Annotated in this window: 11 protein-coding genes; 7 read left to right on the top strand and 4 right to left on the bottom strand. The window is 73.1% G+C overall.

Annotated features, from left to right (window positions below):
• Positions 1-14: 14 nt before the first annotated feature.
• On the top strand, positions 15-767 hold the full coding sequence (locus FHX73_RS31055; RefSeq protein ID WP_145909274.1) for a haloacid dehalogenase-like hydrolase: 753 nt from the start codon (positions 15-17) through the stop codon (positions 765-767).
• Between the two features lie 155 nt (positions 768-922).
• Here the strand turns inward: FHX73_RS31055 and FHX73_RS31050 are convergent, their stop codons facing one another.
• On the bottom strand, positions 923-1132 hold the full coding sequence (locus FHX73_RS31050) for a hypothetical protein (RefSeq protein ID WP_145909273.1): 210 nt from the start codon (positions 1130-1132) through the stop codon (positions 923-925).
• Between the two features lie 233 nt (positions 1133-1365).
• Here FHX73_RS31050 and FHX73_RS31045 point away from each other — a divergent pair, with 233 nt between their 5' ends.
• The 4 genes from FHX73_RS31045 (at position 1366) to FHX73_RS31030 (ending at position 12793) form a co-directional block, all read left to right on the top strand.
• Positions 1366-3552, top strand: coding sequence for a HEAT repeat domain-containing protein (locus FHX73_RS31045; protein WP_145909272.1), 2187 nt, complete (start codon positions 1366-1368; stop codon positions 3550-3552).
• A gap of 438 nt (positions 3553-3990) precedes the next feature.
• On the top strand, positions 3991-10476 hold the full coding sequence (locus FHX73_RS31040) for a type I polyketide synthase (protein WP_145909271.1): 6486 nt from the start codon (positions 3991-3993) through the stop codon (positions 10474-10476).
• Positions 10473-11633: an SDR family oxidoreductase gene (locus tag FHX73_RS31035; protein WP_145909270.1), complete on the top strand. Its 1161-nt coding sequence runs from the start codon at positions 10473-10475 to the stop codon at positions 11631-11633. Before FHX73_RS31040 ends, FHX73_RS31035 begins: the two co-directional genes overlap by 4 nt.
• Complete coding sequence (locus tag FHX73_RS31030; RefSeq protein ID WP_145909269.1) at positions 11630-12793, top strand: acyl-CoA dehydrogenase family protein; 1164 nt, start codon at positions 11630-11632, stop codon at positions 12791-12793. The genes FHX73_RS31035 and FHX73_RS31030 overlap by 4 nt, the downstream gene beginning before the upstream one ends.
• A gap of 39 nt (positions 12794-12832) precedes the next feature.
• On the opposite strand, the gene FHX73_RS31025 is transcribed toward FHX73_RS31030, so the two are convergent.
• The 3 genes from FHX73_RS31025 to FHX73_RS31015 all read right to left on the bottom strand — a co-directional run bounded on the left by FHX73_RS31025 (position 12833) and on the right by FHX73_RS31015 (position 14955).
• Entirely contained in the window at positions 12833-13387 is a 555-nt protein-coding gene (locus FHX73_RS31025) for a P-loop nucleotide/nucleoside kinase family protein (protein ID WP_145909268.1), read from the bottom strand.
• Positions 13388-13828: 441 nt separating this feature from the next.
• Positions 13829-14452 (bottom strand): SEL1-like repeat protein, encoded by a 624-nt coding sequence (locus FHX73_RS31020; protein ID WP_145909267.1) that lies wholly within the window; start codon positions 14450-14452, stop codon positions 13829-13831.
• Positions 14453-14688: 236 nt separating this feature from the next.
• Positions 14689-14955 carry a hypothetical protein gene (locus FHX73_RS31015; RefSeq protein WP_145909266.1) on the bottom strand — a complete coding sequence of 89 codons (267 nt, stop codon included), beginning with the start codon at positions 14953-14955 and terminating at the stop codon, positions 14689-14691.
• A 639-nt stretch (positions 14956-15594) separates the two neighbouring features.
• Between FHX73_RS31015 and FHX73_RS31010 the strand changes: the two genes are divergently transcribed.
• Positions 15595-17058, top strand: a complete 1464-nt coding sequence (locus FHX73_RS31010) for a glycosyltransferase (RefSeq protein ID WP_170305157.1) — start codon at positions 15595-15597, stop codon at positions 17056-17058.
• A 170-nt stretch (positions 17059-17228) separates the two neighbouring features.
• Complete coding sequence (locus FHX73_RS31005) at positions 17229-18236, top strand: hypothetical protein (protein WP_145909264.1); 1008 nt, start codon at positions 17229-17231, stop codon at positions 18234-18236.
• The last annotated feature ends 23 nt before the right edge of the window (positions 18237-18259 follow it).

Genomic DNA, 18259 nt, shown 5'->3' with positions numbered 1-18259 from the left:
AGGGGAGCTGAAGGATGCCGGAGAAGGTGCTCGTGCTCTGGGACATCGACCGCACGCTGCTCTACGTCGGCACCACTGACCGGCGCGTCTATCAGGACGCCTTCGCCCGCGTCGTCGGCCGCCCGGCTGAGCGGCTGCCCGCGCGGGGGACCGGCGTCACCATGCCGCTCGCGGTCCGCGAGCTGCTGCGCGCCAACGGAGTGACCGGCGAGGCGGAGGTCGAGCGGCTGGCTGATCGTGTGATCGAGCTGATGCCCGAACTGTTGGAGTCGCGAGTGCCCGAGATGCGGCAGGAGGGGCAGGTGATGGTCGGGGCCGAGGCCGCGCTGCGAGCGGTGTGGGCTGCGGATGCTCTGGTGCCCGGAGTGCTGACCGGGAACCTTCGGCGGAGTGCGGAGATCAAGCTCGGGGTGTTCAGTTTGGACGGATTCGTGGACACCGAGGTGGGCGCCTACGCCTCCGATGACGCGCACCGACCGGCGCTCGTCTCGATCGCCCAGCAGCGGGCCGCTGCGAAGTACGGCACCCGCTTCGCTCGCGACAACACGGTGATCATCGGGGACTCGCTGGAGGACGTCCGTACCGGTCTCCTGGGTGGTGCCAAGGTCATCGGTGTCGCGTCCGGCACAGTCGGCGCACGGGACCTCGCGGACGCCGGTGCGGACAGGGTTGTCGCCGATCTGCTGAACCCGCGCCTCCTGCTCAAGTCGATCGCTGATCTGACGTCAGCAGCGAGGAGAGAACAGAAAGCAGGAGATGCTGGCTGAGATGATCTCAACCAGCATCCGGGGGTCGGCCGCGCCAGGACTTGGCAGGGGCCGTCAGTTCGTGGTTGCGATGCCTCGTTGCCCTGATGACGCGGCGTTGTTGAGCCTCGTCAGCCGAGTAACTCTCCGCACCAGCCCCATCGAACAACGACACATCAGCCGGACTCCTCCTCGGCAGCAACCGGGAGCGCTCGACGGGCGTGCCGCCGGTGCAGGCCCCAGGCCGCCAGCGCGGTGACCAGCGTCACCGCGAGTCCGCCGAGGAACTCCGGGACCGCGGCCACCAGCAGCTCCGGGATGCCGGCCAGGTGAGCAGCACATCCCGGGCCGATCGCCTGGACTGTCTCGTTGATCTCCGTCGACATCGCAGTACGCCTCCACTACTTGGAACACCTCACGGCCGCCGTCGACCGCGCAACCAGCGTGCTCGGCGCCCGCGGTGCCCCCAACCCTCGCTGGGACAGCCTGGGACAGCCCGGGACCGTTCGGGGCATTCGCCTGCTGGCGAGGCCCCGACTTGGGAGGATGGCGGGTGTCCCGGGCCCTTCCCAGGGACGCGCCTGAGGCACATTCGGGGCAGGGAGTCGAAGGACCAGCGATGAGCGCATCAACGGCGGGGGACGGCACCAGTGCCGCGTGCGGACTCGGCGACTTCCTCCGGACCCGGGCTCAGGAGGCGGGCCTGAGCACGCGTGAGATCGCCCAGGCCTTCCAGCAGCGGGTCGACCGGGAGGAGGCGCGGATCACGGCGGGGGCGGGCGGGCCGGCCGACCCGGTGGGCGGGTTGAGCTTCTCCAAGTCGCACCTCGACCGCCTCTTCAAGGGCGGTGCCGCGCTGCCGTCCCTCCGATTCCTCAGGGTCTTCCTGGAGATCACCAGCGCCGGCGCCGGCCTGCATCCGCAGCGCCACCAGGCGCTGTACCGGGAGGCGACGGAACTACTGACCGAGGCCCGACAGCTGCGGGCCCGCCCTACTGCGCAGCCGCAGCCGCAGCCGCAGCCGCAGCCGCCCACCACGGCGGCGGCCGTCGCCGCGTTGCAGACGCAGCTCGACCTCGAACGCGCGAACCGCACCGGGGACCGCCTCCGCCGGGAGTTGAGCGACACCCAGGCACTGATGGGCACACTGCTGCAGATCATCGACGCGCTGCGGGACATCATCACCGAGCTCGATCTCGACCTGTCCGGCATGCCACGCACTGCCGGGCGGACAGTTCCGCGCTCGCTGGCCGAGCGCCAGCGCACCGACGCGGTCGAGTACAAGGCGGCGGCGGAGGCGGAGTTCGACCGGGTCGACCACCGGCGGCGGGTGCTGGAGCTGTTGTGGGACCAGGCGCAGGGCAACCTGCGGAGGCTGGCAGCGCATGCCGAGGTCGGGTACCTGCGGCCCTTGCCCGACCTCCCGCCGCTGCCGGCCCGGGGCGCCCTCTCCTCCGGTCTCAACGCCGAGCCCGCGCTCGTGGACATCGCGACTGCCCTCGGCCGGGTCCAGGAGTACAACGCCGCGGAGGAGCAGAAGATCACCGAGCTGCGTCGCGTCCTCGCGGACAACGCGCCACTGGCCCCCGACGACGAACTGGCGATCCTGGTGGACGCCACCCGCCTGAGCGACCCGCGCGCCCGCGGCGCCGCCCTGCGGACCGTCCTGGCGAGCTGGGCCCACCACCCGAGCACCCGCGACACCCTCCTCCGCCTGGTCCATGACGACCAGTCGGCCATCCGCCACAACGCGGTTTGGGGCCTGGCAGCCGCCTGGGCCGGGACCCCCGAGGCTCGGGACGCCGTCGCGGCGCTGGCCGGTGACCCCGAGTACGACGTTCGGAAGACGGCGGCGCTGGGGCTGGTACACGGCTGGGCGGGAGACCACACCGCGCGGGACGCGCTGGCCCGGCTCGTCCAGCACGAGGACCCGGGAGTCCGGCACACGATGGTACAGGCGCTGGTTCAGGGATGGGGGGACGATCCGGTGGTCCGCGACTGCCTGATCACTCTCACCTGTGATGGCGAGGTACTGGTCCGGGCCCTTGCCGCGGAGTGCCTGGTCGGAGGCTGGCCAGGCGACGGCGCGGCACTCGCCGCGCTCCGCTCCCTCTGCGGCGATGTCGCGGAGTCCGTCCGCTGGATCGCCGTGCAGGGGCTCGCACGCCAGGGCTACACCCCGGCCACCTCGCTGGTGACGGGCAACGCCATTCTTCAGGCTGCCGAACTGCCGGATTCCTATCAGGAGCTCGGGACCCTGCCGATCGTCGCGGCGTTGCGTCAGGGAATCGGCTTCCACGAGGGGATCACCGTGCTCGTGGGCGCCAACGGCACAGGGAAGACCATTTTGCTGGAGGCCCTGGCCCTGTCGCTGCAGCGGACGAAATTCGCTCTCCCGGTCGATCGGCTGACCCAGGTGAGTCTTGACCTGGCCAGTCACCTCCGGATTTCCCGGAACGCCCAACGGACTCCGTACAGTTGCCACTGCGTCAACGATCGCACTTACCGGGCTCCCGACAGGCGGGCCTCCGGGCTGGAGAACAGGCTGGCGTATCTGCGCTCCCTGGCCGAGTCGGGAGGTGCGCCGAACCGGATTGTCCTCATCGACGAGCCCCTCGCATACCTGCATCCCAAGGAGGAACACGGGGTCTTCGACGCAGTCTCGGAACTCGCGGACCAGGGCATCCAGCTGATCGTCGCTTCGTCGCAAGCCACCTGGACCGCCCTCCCCGCTGCCCGCGTCATCGAGATCGACCGAAGCGCCCAGCGCGTCGCCTCCTTTGATCCAACGAAGCTCCCTGGTTAGTTCGGTGGTGGTGTCCACCGTTCCCGTGAACACCATTACCGTTGCCCCACCTGGTGCAGTGGCCAATCCGTCGGACAGGCCGGGCGCACGCACTCGACCACCTGCGGGCCTGTCCTTCGGCCTACCCGAGATGGGGCCGACCGCCTTCGTCGATGGGAGGGTGCGTCGATTTCGGGTCATTCGGGTGCCGCGGGTTTCGATCACCGCTGTCGGGTCGATGATCATGACGGGAAGATCCCGCCGGGGCGGCGAGAGGGAGTGGGGGCGGCGGTGGTGCGTGCGATCGGGAGAGCCGTCGGCGGCGCGGGAGCGTCCGAGCCGTCCCCGTTCTGGTGCCGGGTCAGGGCTGTCAGAGACCGCGCCCGCCGTGCACCCGGTCGCTGACCATCCGTCATCCGGACACACGAACCCGTCAGGGACCAGGAGGCTCGATCCAGCATGCACTTCGACCGGCCGAGCAGTGCCATCGCCGTGGTGGGGATGAGCGGGCGCTTTCCGGGGGCGAAGGACGTCGACGCGCTGTGGCGGGTTCTGGAGGAGCGCCGGGAGACGGTGGCCACGGCTCCGGCGGACCGCGCCTGGATGCGCGAACTGCACGATCCCGAGCCCCGGACGCCCGGCCGCATTCCCACCGACCGGGGCGGGTTCCTGCCCGGGATCGACCGGTTCGACGGCTTCTTCTTCGACATGTCACCCCGCGAGGCCCAGCGCACCGACCCGCAGCTGCGGCTGCTGCTGGAGACGGCGCACGAGGTGCTGGAGGACGCGTGCATGCCCCGGGAGCGGCTGGCGGACGCGTCCGCCGGGGTGTTCGTCGGGGCGAACTCCGGCGACTACCTGCTGCGGCACCTGCCGGACCTGGACGCGCTGGACATCTACTCCGAGCTGGGGACGGCCCGGTCGGTGTACTCGGGGAAGCTGTCCTACGCCCTCGGCCTGGACGGGCCCTCGCTCTCGGTGGACACGGCTTGCTCGTCCTCGCTGCTCGCGGTCCACCTGGCCTGCGAGAGCCTGCGGGCGGGCGAGTGCGAGGTGGCCCTCGCGGGCGGCGTGAACCTGATCCTCACGCCGCACACCCACCTGACCTTCGGCTGGGCCGGCGGCCTGTCGCCGGACGGCAGTTGCAAGTTCGCCGATGCCTCGGCCAACGGGTTCGTGCGCAGCGAGGCCGTCGGGTTGGTGCTGCTCAAGCCGCTCGACGCCGCGCTCGCCGACGGCGACCGGATCCGCGCGGTGATCCTGGGCAGCGCCACCAACAACAACGGCTTCACCGGCAACGGGCTGGCCGCCCCCAGCCGCAGCGCGCAGGTGGCGGTGCTGCGCCGGGCCCTGCGGTCGGCCGGACGGTCCGCGGCGGAGGTGGACTTCGTCGAGGCGCACGGCACCGGGACCCCGCTCGGCGATCGGGTCGAACTGGCCGCGCTGGGCGAGGTGCTGGCCGTGCCCGGCGAGCGGGAGACGCCCTGCCTGGTCGGGTCGGTGAAGACCAACCTGGGGCACACCGAGGCGGCCGCCGGGATCACCGGGCTGATCAAGGCGGTGCTGTGCATGGAGCGCCGCCGCTTCCCCGGCAACCCGCACCTGCTGGTGCCGAACCCGGACGTGGACTGGCGCGGCGGCCTGCTGCGCGTCCCGGCGGACACCGTGGAGCTCGCCGCGGCCGGGCAGCCGCTGCTGGCCGGGGTGAACAGCTTCGGCGTCAGCGGCTCGAACGTGCACCTGGTGCTCGAATCCGCCCCGGTGCCGTCACGGGTCCGGACCGCACCCGCCGCCGCGCGGACCGCACCGCGGTCACCCGTTGTGCTGCCGCTGGCCGCACGGAGCGGACCCGCCCTGGCCGCCCTCGCCGACCGGTACCGGAGCGCGCTGCGCGAGTCCGGCGACGCGGGCCCGGCGGAGCTGTGCCGGGCCGCAGCGCAGGGCCGCACCCACTGGGAGCGCAGGCTCGCCGTCACGGGAGGGTCCGCCGGCGAGCTGGCCGAGGCGCTCGCGGGCGCGGCCGACCGCCGGTCCGGCTCCGCCGAAGGGTCGCCGAGGGTGGTCTTCGTCTTCCCCGGACAGGGCTCGCAGTGGCTCGGCATGGGACGTGAACTCCTGGACCACGAACCGGTGTTCCGCGCGACGCTGGAGAAGTGCGAGGAGATCGTCGGCGAGCACGCGGGCTGGTCCCTGCTCGAAGCGCTGCGGTCGGACGACGCCGCGTGGCAGCGCCGCACCTCACGGGTGCAGCCGGCGCTCTGGGCGGTGGGCGTCGCGCTGGCCGACCTGTGGCGGTCCTGGGGCATCGAGCCCGCCGCCGTGGTCGGCCAGAGCCAGGGTGAGATCGCCGCGGCGTACTGCGCCGGTGCCCTGAGCCTGGCCGAGGCGGGCCGGTTGAGCTGCGTGCGGGCCGAACTCCTGGAGCGGCTGGCACCGCCCGGCGCGATGGCCCGGATCGGGGCGGGCCCGGCGCAGGCGCGCGCCCTGCTGGCGGAGTTCGCGCCGGACGCCTCGGTCGCGGTGGAGGAGAGCGGCTCCGCCACGGTCGTCGCCGGGGCACCGGACGAGATCGGCGCCCTGGTCCTCGGCTGCGAGGAGCGCGGCATCGCCTGCCGCTCCGTCAAGGTCGCCTACGCCGCCCACAGCGCGCGGATCGACCCCGTGCGCCGACCGCTGGGCGAGGCCCTGCGCGGGTTGGCCCCGACCGCCACCAGGGTGCCGTTCCTGTCGACCGTCACCGGGGCGCAGACGCCGGGGACCGCCCTGGACGCGGCGTACTGGTGGCGCAACCTGCGCGAGACGGTGCGGTTGGACGCGGCCGTCAGGGCCGCGCGGGGACCGGCCCCCACGGTGTTCCTGGAGGTCTCGCCCCACCCGCTGCTCACCGCGGCCCTCGACGCGCAGGCCGGGCCGGCGGACCTGGTCCTCGGTTCGCTGTGGCGGGACGAACCCGAACGGCTCTCGCTGTACGGGTCGTTGGGCCGGCTGTACGAGGCCGGGGCCGACGTCGACTGGAGCGCGGTCCAGGGCCCGGCCGACCGAACCGCCGCCCCGCCCCTGCCGCGCTACCCCTGGCAGCGCGAGCGCCACTGGTACCAGGCACCCGGCTACCGCTGGCCCGAGATCGGGGCGGAGCAGCAGGAGCAGCAGGAGTGGCCGGAGTCGCCGGAGCGGCCGGAGTGGCCGGAGTCGCCGGAGCACCCGCTGTTGGGCGATCCGCTCGACCTGACGGGACGAGCGGTGTACCTGATGGACCATCAGGTGGGCGGGACGCCGGTGCTGGCCGGCGCGGCGCTGGTCGAGCTGCTGCTGGCGCAGGCCGCACCGGCCCGGGAACTGGTCGGCATCGAGTTCACCGAGGCCCTGCCGCTGGCGGTGGGCGCGGGCCTGCGGCTGCGCGCCGGTGCGGCCGGCGTCGGTGCGGACGACGCCGCCGGGCCCGGGGCCACCGGGCCGGCCGGGCTCGTGGCGGAGAGCCGCACGGGCACCTCCGCGCACTGGGTCCGGCACGCCCGGGCGGCCGTCGGGAACGGCGGGCCGCCGCCCGCGGCCGCCGAGTCCCCGGCCGCGGTGCGTGAGCGGGGCACCCGGCTGGACGGTGCCGAGTTCTACCGCCGCCACTCCGCGGGGGCGAACAGCTGGGGCGGGGCCTTCGCGGGCGTGCGGGAGATCTGGCTCGGCCCTGCCGAATGCCTGGCCCGCGTCGCGGTGCCACCCGCCGCCGGGCACCTCGTCCACCCGGTGCTGCTGGACGCCTGCATGCAGCCGGTCGCCGCACTCCTCGCGCACACCGCCGACGCGGACGCCGGGCGGGGGTTCGTGCTCAGCGGCATCGACCGAGTGTGGGCCGGCGCGATCCCGCAGGGCGGGCACGTCTGGTCGCACGTCCGGCTGGTCGGCCACGGCGGCGGATCCGCGGTCGCGGACATCACCATCAGCGACGAAGAGGGGAACGTGGTCATGGCGGTCACAGGCGTTCGGTCGGCGGCACTGACGGCCGGGGCCGCGCCGACGGCGGAGCCGTGGGCGACGGAGGCACGGGGGACGGAGGCACGCGGGACGGCGCGGGCGGATGCGGAGACCTTCCCCGGCCCCGTCGCCGACCGGTCGGACTGGGTGCGGCGGATCCAGTGGCACCCGGTAGACCTCCCCACCGCCCCGAGCGGCCGCAGCGGCGGGAACTGGCTGCTGCTCGGCGCCGACGGACCGCTCGGGCGCCGGCTCGCCCGCGCGCTCACCCGGTCCGGAGCGGAGGTCACCCAGGTCGCGGAGCTCCCCGGCTCCGCCGGTGCCGTCCGCGAGCTGCTGGACGAGGCGGCCGAGGACGGCGCCCTGGACGGCGTGATCGCCCTGTGGACCTCGCCGGTGCCAGGCGCCGACGAGCCCGGGGCGTCGTCCGAGCGGGTCCAGGAGGAGGCGGTGCGCGGCTGCGCCGTGCTCAGCACCTTGGTGGGCGCGGTGGCCTCCGGCGCCGGCCCCGTCCGCCTGTACGCGGTCACCCGCGGCGCTCAACAAGCCCCGGACGGTGCCGCCGTACCGGTCCACGCCCCTTGGCGGTCCGCCCTGTGGGGCCTCGGCCTGGTGGCCGGTCAGGAGAACCCGGGCCCGGGCCTGACCATGGTGGACCTGGACCCGGACCCGGACCCGGGCCAGACCGAGGCGGCCGACGCCGCCCGGCTCGCACAGCTGGTCCTCAGCGGCGTGGCGGAACCCCGGGTCGCGCTGCGGGGCACGCAGGTGCTGGCGCCCCGACTGGACCCCGCCCCGGCACCGACCGCCGCCAGAGCCCGCGAACTGGTCGGCGACGGCGGCCTCACCGGCCTCGAACTGCGGGACGTGGCACGGCCGTTGCCCGGCCCCGGCGAGGTCGAGATCGAGGTCTCGCACGCCGGCCTCAACTTCCACGACGTCCTCGCGCTCACCGGCACCGACCTCACGCACCCGGCCGGACCCCCGAAACTGGGCTGCGAGAGCGCCGGAACCGTCACCGCCGTCGGTGAGGGCGTCGGCGAACTCGCCGTCGGCGACCGGGTGCTGGCGTTCGCGTACCCGGCGCTGCGCAGCCACGTCCTGGCACCCGCCGCGCTGGTGCGCCGGCGGCCGGACGGGCTCGGCGCGGCCGAGGCGGCGGCCCTGCCCGCCGCGCACGCCACCGCCTACCACGCGCTCGTCGAGCAGGCCCGCCTGGCGCCCGGGGAGTGCGTCCTGATCCACTCCGCCACCGGCGGCGTCGGCCTCGCGGCCATCGACATCGCCCGGATGTGCGGCGCCACCGTCTACGCCACGGCCGGCACCCCGGCCAAGCGGAGCCTGCTCCGCCAGATGGGCGTGGCGAAGGTCGGCGACTCCCGGTCCACCCGGTTCGCCGAGGAGTTCCGGGATCCCGACGACCCGGAGCGCGGCGGCGTCGACGTGGTCCTGGGCACCCAGATCGGGGACGCCGTCGAGGCCAACTTCGGCCTGCTGAACCCCTTCGGACGGTACGTCGACCTGGCCGTCAACGACATCGCCGCCCACCGCCCGCTCCCGATGGGGGTCTTCACGCGCAGCCGCTGCTACCTGCCGGTCAACCTGGTGGACCTCTACGAGCACGGCAGGGAGCGGCTGGCCGCGCTCGTCCGCACGGTGACCGACCTGGTCGCCGAGGGCCTGCTGGCCCCTCCCGCCCCCCGGGTCTTCCCGGTGGAGGACGCGGCCGAGGCGTTCGCCCTGCTCGCCCGCTCCGGCCACACCGGCAAGGTGGTGCTCTCCTTCCCGACCCGGGAACGGGCCGGGGACCGAGGCCCCGTGCAGATCCGGCCCGGGGCGACCTACCTGGTCACCGGCGGTCTCAGCGGCGTCGGCGGGCTGGCCTCCCGGTGGCTGGCGCAGCGCGGGGCGGGACACCTGCTGCTGACCGGCCGCACCCCGGAGTCCGCGCTGGCCGCCGCCGACCCGCGCGGCCGCCTGCTGGCCGAACTGCGTGCAACCGGCACGCAGGTGGAGTACGCGGCACTGGACGCGGCCGACGAGTCGGCGCTGGCCGCGCTGCTTGAGCGGCGCAGGCGGGACGGGCTGCCCGCGGTCGCCGGAGCCGTCCACTCCGCAGTCTCCCTGCAGTCGGGGCCGGCCGACGGGCTGACCGCCGAGGAACTGCGGGAGACCTTCGGCCCGAAGGTCGCCGGCGGCTGGGCCCTGCACCGGGCCCTCGCCGACGAGCCGCTCGACTTCTTCACCCTCTTCTCCTCCGCGGTCTCCGTGCTCGGCGGCCTCGCCCTCGGCCACCACCTCGGCGCCTACGCAGCCGCCAACGCGTTCACCGACGCCCTCGCCGCCCACCGGCTGGCGCAGGGCCTGCCCGCCACGGTCGTCAACTGGGGCTACTGGTCCGAGGTCGGCCTCGCCGCCCGGCTGAGCGCCAGCAACGGCCACGACGTCCGGCCGCGGGGCATGTTCCCGCTCGCTCCGGACGACGCACCGCGCCTCTTCGACACCCACCTCACCGCGCCGGGCCGCCACCTGCTGTTCCCGCCCGCCGACTGGAACGCCTACCTCGCCGCCTACCCGCAGGACAAGGGCAACCCGCTCCTGGCGGAGCTCGCGCCGACAGCCACCCGGTCGACGCCCGCCACCGCGCCCGTCCCCGTTCTGCCGGTGGCCGGGCCGCAGCCCCCCGCGCCGCCGCAGCGCCCGACCCCGACCGCCCCCCTCCGGCACGATCCCGCCCAGCTCACCGCCTACCTGAAGGAGCGCCTCAGCGGCATCCTCGGCATGCGCGCCGACCAGATCGACGCCGCCCGGGCGATGAACCGGTTCGGCCTCGACTCCCTGATGGCCACTCAACTGCGCTCGGGACTGCGCAAGGACTTCGGGATCGACGCGCCCCTGTCACGGCTCATGGGCAGCGACCCGCTCTCCGCGGTCGCCGCCGCCCTGGCCAGCGAGGCGCCGGGGGAGACCGGATGAGGCCGTACGACGCGCTCCGACCGCACGCCGTCCTGCTCACCGGTGCCACCGGCAGCCTCGGGAGCAGGATCTGCGCCCACCTCCTCACCGCCACCGCCGCCACGGTGCACTGCCTGGTCCGCGCCGCGGACGCCGCCTCCGCCTCGGCCCGGCTCACCGAGCGGCTGCGCGCCGCGGGTCTGACGGAGGAGACGTACCGGGACCGGGTCGTCGCCGTGCCCGGCGACCTCGCCGACCACCGGCTCGGTCTCGGCGCCCGCTCGTACGACGCGCTCGCCGAGACCACGGGCCTGATCGTGCACTGCGGCGCGACGGTCAACCTCGCGGCCGACTACGAGCAGTTGGCGCCCGTCAACCTCGGCGGTACCCGCGCCGTCGTCGCCTTCGCCGAGCGGCACGCGCTGCTCACCGGCCGGCCCGCACACCTGAACCACGTCTCCACCCTCGGATCGCTACTCGGCGCCCGGGCCGCCGGACTGCCCGCGGTCGACGAGCGCACCAGGGCGAGCCCGCAGACCGCCGGGCCGCTGGGCTACCCGCGCAGCAAGGCCGCGGCCGAGGGCGAGGTGCGCGCCGCCGCCGACCGGGGCGTGCGGGTGACCGTGTTCCGTCCCGGCGTCGTCACCGCCGACGGCGGTGCCACCGCGGGATTCGAGTCCGACCTGCTGGTGCCGCTGCTCCGCGCGGCCGTCGCCCTCGGCGCGGTGCCGCGGACGGACGCCGCGCTCCCCGTCGCCACGGCGGACACCGTCGCCGGCGCCGTCGTGCGCCTGGCCGGCCTTCCGCAGGAGTCGGGCGACCGGACGTTCCACCTGGTCGGACCGCGACCGCTGGAACTGGCAGACCTCTTCGCGGCCGTACGGCGGGCCGGATTCCCGCTCGAACCCGTCCCGGTCGACCTGTGGTGGCAGCGGCTCGACGACTCCGACCACCCCGCCGTCCGGGAGATGCTCGCGCTGAGCGGGGTCTACCGGTACACGCTCGCCCCGGATCCCGCGCAGCGCGCTCCCGAGGTGCACAGCGCGCGGACCTGGGAGGCGCTGGAGGCCGCCGGGGTCCGCGCACCCGACCTCGACGCCGCGTTCCTGGACGGCCTGGTCGGCAGCCTCATCGCCCAGCGAACCCTCCCCAGCCCGGTAAGGACGCACCGCGCATGACGACCACCGAACTGCTCGAACGGGTCCGCTCGTTCACCGCCGACCGACGGTGGCTCCAGCGGGACGGAGAGGCATCCGCCCGAGGCCCGGTGCCGGTGCCCACCCCGCTCCAACAGAGCTTCCACCAGGAGGGGTTGGCGAACTGGTGGCTCCCGGCGGACTGCGGCGGCCGGGGCGTTGCGCTCCGGGACGGCGTCGACCTCGTCTCGGAGCTGGCCTACGCCGACGCGGGCACCGCCTTCACGCTGTTCATCTCGATCCTGGGCACCACCATGGTCGACCTGTTCGGCTCGACCGCCCTGCGCCGCACCCTCCTCGAACCGCTCGCGCTGCGCGGCGGCTACTGCGCGACCCTCGCCAGCGAGGAGGCGGCGGGCAGCGAGCTCCTGCGCACGGCCACCGTCGCCAGTCCGAGCGGCGCCGAACTGTCCCTCACCGGCGAGAAGTTCTTCTCCACCAACGCGGACTTCGCCGACTTCCTGGTCGTCACGGCCACGGACGCCGACGAGGAGCACCTCGCGGTGGTCGTGCCCCGCGACACACCCGGGATCCACATCGTCAAACGCTGGCAGCTGCGCGGGCTCCCCGCCTCGGCCACCTACCAGGTGAGCCTGCGCGACTGCCGGGTGCCCCGCGAGAACGTGCTGTCCGGCCACGGGCTGCGGATCCTCGAAGTCGGGTTGAACACCAGCCGCATCCTGATGGCCGCCTCGGCGGTGGGGGTGGCACGCCGGATCCGCGACCTCTGCCTGGACTACGCCGCTCACAAGCGCGTCCATGGCACCCTGCTGGAGGCGCACCCCGTCTTCGCCGCCAAGCTCGCCCGGATCGAGACCACCATCATGGTGATGCGCAACCAGTGCCTGAGCGCGGCCGAGGAGTTCGACGCACTGGCCCGACTCCCGGACGGTGCGACCGCGCTGCTGCGCACCGGCAGTCTGAAGTCGGCCCTCGCCGCGAAGCTGTTCTGCGGCCGGGCCGGCTGGGAGATCGCGACCACCGGCACCGAGATGTTCGGCGGACTGGGCTACACCCAGGACTCCCCGATGGGCGACCTGGCCGATGACATGCGCTACGTGTCCATCGTCGAAGGCGGCGAGGACGTTCTGCAGGAGCTCCTCTACACCCGCCACGTCCTCCCGCCCGAGCGCAGGACCTGACGAGGGGAGTGCCCGTCACCCCTGCCGAGCAGGTGCCGTTCAGGTCGATGCCGGCGGAGCCGGCGCAGGGCAGGCGAACGACGGCCACCGCTCCGCCGCCCACTCCCGCCAGGTCGGCCACCCCGGGGGCGGGCCGTCGAGCTCGCGCCCTTCGAGTTCCGTCGCGTCGGGCTCCTCGAAGTGCGCGCGCCCGAGCATGATGTCGGCCTCGGTCATCGGGAACGTTTCCTCCGGGGTGGTCGCCCATCGGTGGGCGATCCGGGTGCGCTGGGTCGCGTCGTTGACCGGCAGGTAGACCATGCGGAAGTGCGCGTCCTCCGCCTCCGCCAGCCAGCGGATCGCGGAGCGCTCGTGCCGGGACCAGCAGCCGTAGTCCACCACGACGTTGGTGCCGAGCCGCACCGCCTCCAGGGCGAGCCAGAGCATCCGCCCTTCCAGCACGTCGCGCTTCCCCTCCGCCTCCGGCACACCGAACAGCGGAAGCATCCAGTCGTCGGGCGTGAGCCGCAGCGCGCCGTGCTCCTCGGCGAGTTGCCGGGCGCGCGTCGTCTTGCCGGCCCCCGGCAGGCCGACCATCAGGAACAAGGTGGTCACACCGAAATCGTGTCAGGGAAGGCTGGGGGACGACCACTGTTTTAGCCACAGGCGGTGGCCGCCCGGGCACCGCACGAACTCCTCCGCCCCACCTCCGAGCCGACGGCGCCGGGAGCCGAGTGGCCGTCAGGGTGTCCCGCTACGGGTGTCCGCCGCCCCGTCCAGCAGGGTGTCCCGCTAATCACGGGACACCCCCGGCCGGCGTGTTCGTGCAGGTCAGGGGTGTGACGGAGGTGATGATGGTGCCCAGGCTGAATACCGGAAGAGGTACTTCTCCGGTCTTCGTGGTCTCCGCAGCCGACCCGCTGCCGGTACGGCTCCCGGCGCCGATGCCGCAGGCTGGCTGACCGTCACTCAGCCCACGGTCCACCCCGCCGACCCCGGCCGCCTGCAGCACACACCCGTCAGCGTCCGCGGGCCGGCTCGCCGCGCTGCCACGTCTCAGAGCATCCGCTCAGCCGTCGCCGCCCGTGCGCGCAGCGCCTCAGCCTCCTCGTGCTGCCCCCGGGCAGCCAGGATCCGGGCTCGGTACTCCATCGCGTACCCGTCGCCCAGTTCCTCGGCGCGCAGGAACGCCTGCACGGCCCGTGCCAAGTCGCCGTGCTCCCGGAAGGCCACGCCCAAGGCGGTGATCGGGAACGCCTCGTCCTGCGCGAGGATCACCGGCACCCAGCGTTCGACACCGGCCGCATCGCCGCGGTCGAGCGCCTGCTTGACCAGGCCCAGCATGGCGTCCGGATCGCCGAGCGCGGCGACCTTCTCCCAGACCACCTGCGCGCGGTTCGCGTCACCGGCGACCGCGTGCTGCATCCCCAGGTTGAAGCCGGCCACCACGTTCCCGGCTTCCCAGGCCCGGCCCCACCAGTGCAGCGCGCCGGCCTGGTCGCCCTTCCGGTGCAGGACCGCCGCCAGGTTGCCCATCGCCACGTCGTCGCCCTGCTCCGCCCCGGCCGTCAGTTCGGCCAGTTCTTCGTCGCGCGGGAGCTCGACCTCGTGGCTGGCCGGCAGTCGGACCGACACCACCTCGTCGTCCGGCTCCGACCGCCGACGGAACCACCAAGCCATCAGCAACCACCCCAGCAGCGAAACCGCACCGGTCCCCGGAATGCGGGCAAGCGAACATCTGTCACTCGGTGATCATGCCAGCTCCGACGCTGAACGCTCAGCTCGCCAGGTGCTGAGGCACAGCTGACCGTCGATTCACGGAAAGTGATGGAGAGCCAGTGGGCCTCGGCCGTGGGCTGGTGAGTGTTTCTCGTCGTTCCGATCGTGAGCGCGGTGGTTGCCGCAGCGCCGCGCGGTCACGCGGCCCGGCGAACTTGCAGCTCGGCCAGCCATGATCTCACCTGGGCATCGTCGTGGAGGAAGCCGTCCTCCGGTCCGGCTGGCAGATCGATGCCGTGCAGCAGCCCCAGTGCCCACCAGGACACGTCGTCCCAGGCGAGACCCTCGGCGGTGATCCACTCTCCCGCCCACCGGTCGGCCTCGTCCCGGCTCAGTCGCCCGGCCAGCACAGCGGCGAACCGCTCTTCGATCTCGTCCAACCTTGGCTGCTGACTCGCGCTCATGGAGCGACGGTACACACCACAGGACGCGACGTGTCCGGAGCCTCCGCGCCGGGCTTCGCGTCGAGCACGGCCCAGGCCTTGCGGGCGAACTCTGGCTCCGGTGGTCCCGTGCCGGGTGGGTCCGTCGCGGTGGCCCTGGACGATGTGGGCGCAGGCCACCTCCGGATCCACCGGAGGGCCGGGGTGCGCACCCCTGGTGCTCGGGTGCGGTGCGCAGGTGCGCGAGTGGGTGCGCACCGGATCGGGGCGGCAAGGTGTCCGGGTGCGGTGTGCAGGTGCGCAGGTGCGCAGGTGCGCGGAACACGCGCGGAGGCGAAACGGAGTTCGGACGGAGGTCCGCCGCCTCCGTGCCGCCGCCATCTGGTTGTTGAGCTGGGGAGAGCGAGTGTCTGCGGGGGCGAGCTGGCGCCGAGCACCGTGGCCCACCTCCACCTCACCTCCGTGCCGACTCCGGTCCACCTCCGCCGCACCCCACACCCCCGCACTGATCGCCGCCTGCGCGCGATCCCTGCGGCCGTCACCCGCACATCCTGGCCATCCGCTGACACCCCATCACCATCTCCCCGGCCGCCCCGTGGCCCGCGGAGTACCACTCTTGATCATGGATCTGATAGTCGTTGCTCCTGGGAGGGGATGTACATGGCGGAACTGGTGGACACCGGCGGGGACCTGATCGAAGCGCTGGCGCGCGGCACGGCGGAGGAGCAGGACCGGACGCTGGTCGAGCAGTCCGCGGCGGTGGCCGAGTTGATGGCGCACGGGTTCGCCCGGCGGCATCCGGAGTTGGCGGCGAGCAGCGGGTTCGCCCGTTGGCAGCTCATGGCGGTCGCGGTCGGCGTCGCCGCGGCCGTGGCCGGGCTGGTGTTCGTGCCGCTGGTCGTCCTCGGGCTGCTGACCGTGCTGGTGACGGCGTACAGCGTGTTGAACGCGGTGGTCATGGTGGCCGGCCTGCCGGGTGCGGGCCGGCACGGCGGCTCGGACGATCCGCCGCTGGCGTCCGAGGAGCTCCCGTTCTACACCGTGCTGGTGCCCGCCTACCGGGAGGCCGGGGTGATCGGCGACCTGGTCCGGCACCTGGCCGGGCTGGACTACCCGGCGGACCGGCTGGAGGTGCTGGTGCTGGTGGAACGGCACGACCCGGACACCGCCCGGGCGGTGCTGGCCGCGAATCCGCCCGGGTTCGTCCGCGTGGTCCAACTCCCGTCCGGCCCGCCGCAGACGAAGCCCCGCTCGGTGAACCTGGGGCTGATGCTGGCCCGTGGCGAACTGCTGGTGATCTTCGACGCGGAGGACCGGCCCGATCCCGGCCAACTGCGCCAGGTCGCGGCCCGGTTCGCCGCGCGTGACGGACGGCTGGCCTGCGTGCAGGCGCGGCTGCTGTTCCACAACGCCGAGCGGAACTGGCTGACCGGGCAGTTCGCCATGGAGTACGCCCTGCGGTTCATCCTGGCGCTGCCGGGGATGGTGCGGCTCGGGCTGCCGATACCGCTCGGCGGGACCAGCAACCACTTCCGCACGGCCACCCTGCGGGCGCTCGGCGGTTGGGACGCCTGGAACGTCACCGAGGACGCCGACCTCGGCATGCGCTGCGCGGCCCTGGGCTACCGCACCGAGACCATCGAGGCGGTCACCTGGGAGGAGGCGGTCGACGCCGTGGGCCCGTACGTGCGCCAGCGCACCCGGTGGTTCAAGGGCTTCCTGATGACGACGATGGTGCACACCCGCCGCCCCCACCGGACCGCCCGCCGGTTCGGGCCCGGCGGACTCCTCGTGCTGCTCGGCATCGTCGCGAGCGCCCCGGTGACCGCCCTGGTCCAGCCGGTGCTCGCCGCCCTCACGGTCACCGCCCTGTGCGGACCGTGGCGGACCGCCGACGCCGGGCTGGTGCTGTCGGCGACCGCCGCCCAGCTGGCGGCGGCCGGCCTCTGGATGGCCATCACCTTCGTGGCCGCCAGACGGGCCGGGCTGCGGGCCCCGTGGCGCGCGGTGTTCACGCCGCTCTACTCGGTGCTGTGGTGGGTCGCGGCCTGGCGGGCAGTGCACCAACTGGCGTTCTCGCCGTTCAGCTGGGAGAAGACACCGCACGGCCACGCGGCACCTTGACGGCTCGTTCGGGCGAGCAGCTCGGCGCAGGCGGTCAGTCGGCTCTCCCGATCCGGCCGCAGGAACCGGCCATTCTGCGCCTTCCCGCGACGTGGTGGATGACGACGCGTCAGTCTTGGTGCCGGGAACGGAAGACACCGGGCCGTGTCACACCACGAAGGAGACCGGACATGTCCACCTGGGCGAGCGTGTCGAACCTCTCGGTGACACTCCGGAGCGGCGGCCAGGACTGCCACATCTACGCGAACGGACAGAACAGGATCGCCGTGGCGATCACCGTCGAGCCGACCGACGAGGACGGAAATCCCGTCCAGGTCGACCTCCAGCACCTGGCGGAGAACCTGTGGCTCATCGACTACGACGACGAGTCGAAACTCGACTGGAACGGCTACTCGGGGTGGGCCTACACGGACGCCGCGAACGAGTTCACCGCAACCCCTGACGGGGTCGGCGAGCGCGCCGAATCGACGATCGAAGACGACGGGGCTCAGTGCGTCACGTTCTACGTGTACGGCTGGCCGGGGGTGAGTCGGAAGTCGATTGGGGTTCGTGTCAAAACCGACTCCGGAGCTACCGTCAGCAGCTCCCGAGGCGGGGCGTACCAGAGTCGCGTCACGTTCAGTCCGCGATCGGCGGTGACGTACACGTGGGGGGACATCACCTGGGACTGCTCGCGTGCGTCGACCCGCGAAGGCGGCAACACGGGTCGTGTGACGACAGATGCGTGGAACTACTACCTGTCCTTGAAAGCCGAGGACAACTACTTCGTCGCCTTCCGCGTGCAGGACTACGCCAGCGAGCCTGGCTATGACGGGCTCTTCGCTTGCAGGATCACCCCTGAGGACGGTCGGAGGAACTTCTACGGCGGCTATGTCTGGTACCGCGAGCCGCACGACCGCGGTACGGGACGGATCGTCAATTTCCCGGACGGGAACGACTGGTGCGATGACGTTGCCATGTACGACAGGGCGGATCCCGAACGCTACCTGTGCTTCACCTGGGTGCACGCCACCATCGGCGGCGACGGGTGGCACATCCCCAACGGGCCGGTAAACGACTGGAAGTGGTACTACAGCCCGAAGATCGTCGCGTGGGACAGGTACGGGAATGCGGGCACGTTCTGGGTGTACGGGGATGACATCGTTGATTCGCTCAAGGGCTACGACCACCCGCAGTAGGGGCAGGGCCAGTTGATCCGCAC

The organism is Kitasatospora viridis (genome assembly GCF_007829815.1).
Classification (GTDB): Bacteria; Actinomycetota; Actinomycetes; order Streptomycetales; family Streptomycetaceae; genus Kitasatospora; species Kitasatospora viridis.
Note: the sequence above shows the minus strand (reverse complement) of the source record. Positions and strands in the feature narration are given on the sequence as shown.

Bases quoted from the DNA above. Each gene is read 5' to 3' on its own strand.
- FHX73_RS31010 (WP_170305157.1), top strand. From the start codon at position 15,595: ATGGCGGAACTGGTGGACACCGGCGGGGACCTGATCGAAGCGCTGGCG.
- FHX73_RS31040 (WP_145909271.1), top strand. From the start codon at position 3,991: ATGCACTTCGACCGGCCGAGCAGTGCCATCGCCGTGGTGGGGATGAGC.
- FHX73_RS31045 (WP_145909272.1), top strand. From the start codon at position 1,366: ATGAGCGCATCAACGGCGGGGGACGGCACCAGTGCCGCGTGCGGACTC.
- FHX73_RS31005 (WP_145909264.1), top strand. From the start codon at position 17,229: ATGTCCACCTGGGCGAGCGTGTCGAACCTCTCGGTGACACTCCGGAGC.
- FHX73_RS31020 (WP_145909267.1), bottom strand. From the start codon at position 14,452: ATGGCTTGGTGGTTCCGTCGGCGGTCGGAGCCGGACGACGAGGTGGTG.
- FHX73_RS31030 (WP_145909269.1), top strand. From the start codon at position 11,630: ATGACGACCACCGAACTGCTCGAACGGGTCCGCTCGTTCACCGCCGAC.
- FHX73_RS31035 (WP_145909270.1), top strand. From the start codon at position 10,473: ATGAGGCCGTACGACGCGCTCCGACCGCACGCCGTCCTGCTCACCGGT.
- FHX73_RS31015 (WP_145909266.1), bottom strand. From the start codon at position 14,955: ATGAGCGCGAGTCAGCAGCCAAGGTTGGACGAGATCGAAGAGCGGTTC.
- FHX73_RS31050 (WP_145909273.1), bottom strand. From the start codon at position 1,132: ATGTCGACGGAGATCAACGAGACAGTCCAGGCGATCGGCCCGGGATGT.
- FHX73_RS31055 (WP_145909274.1), top strand. From the start codon at position 15: ATGCCGGAGAAGGTGCTCGTGCTCTGGGACATCGACCGCACGCTGCTC.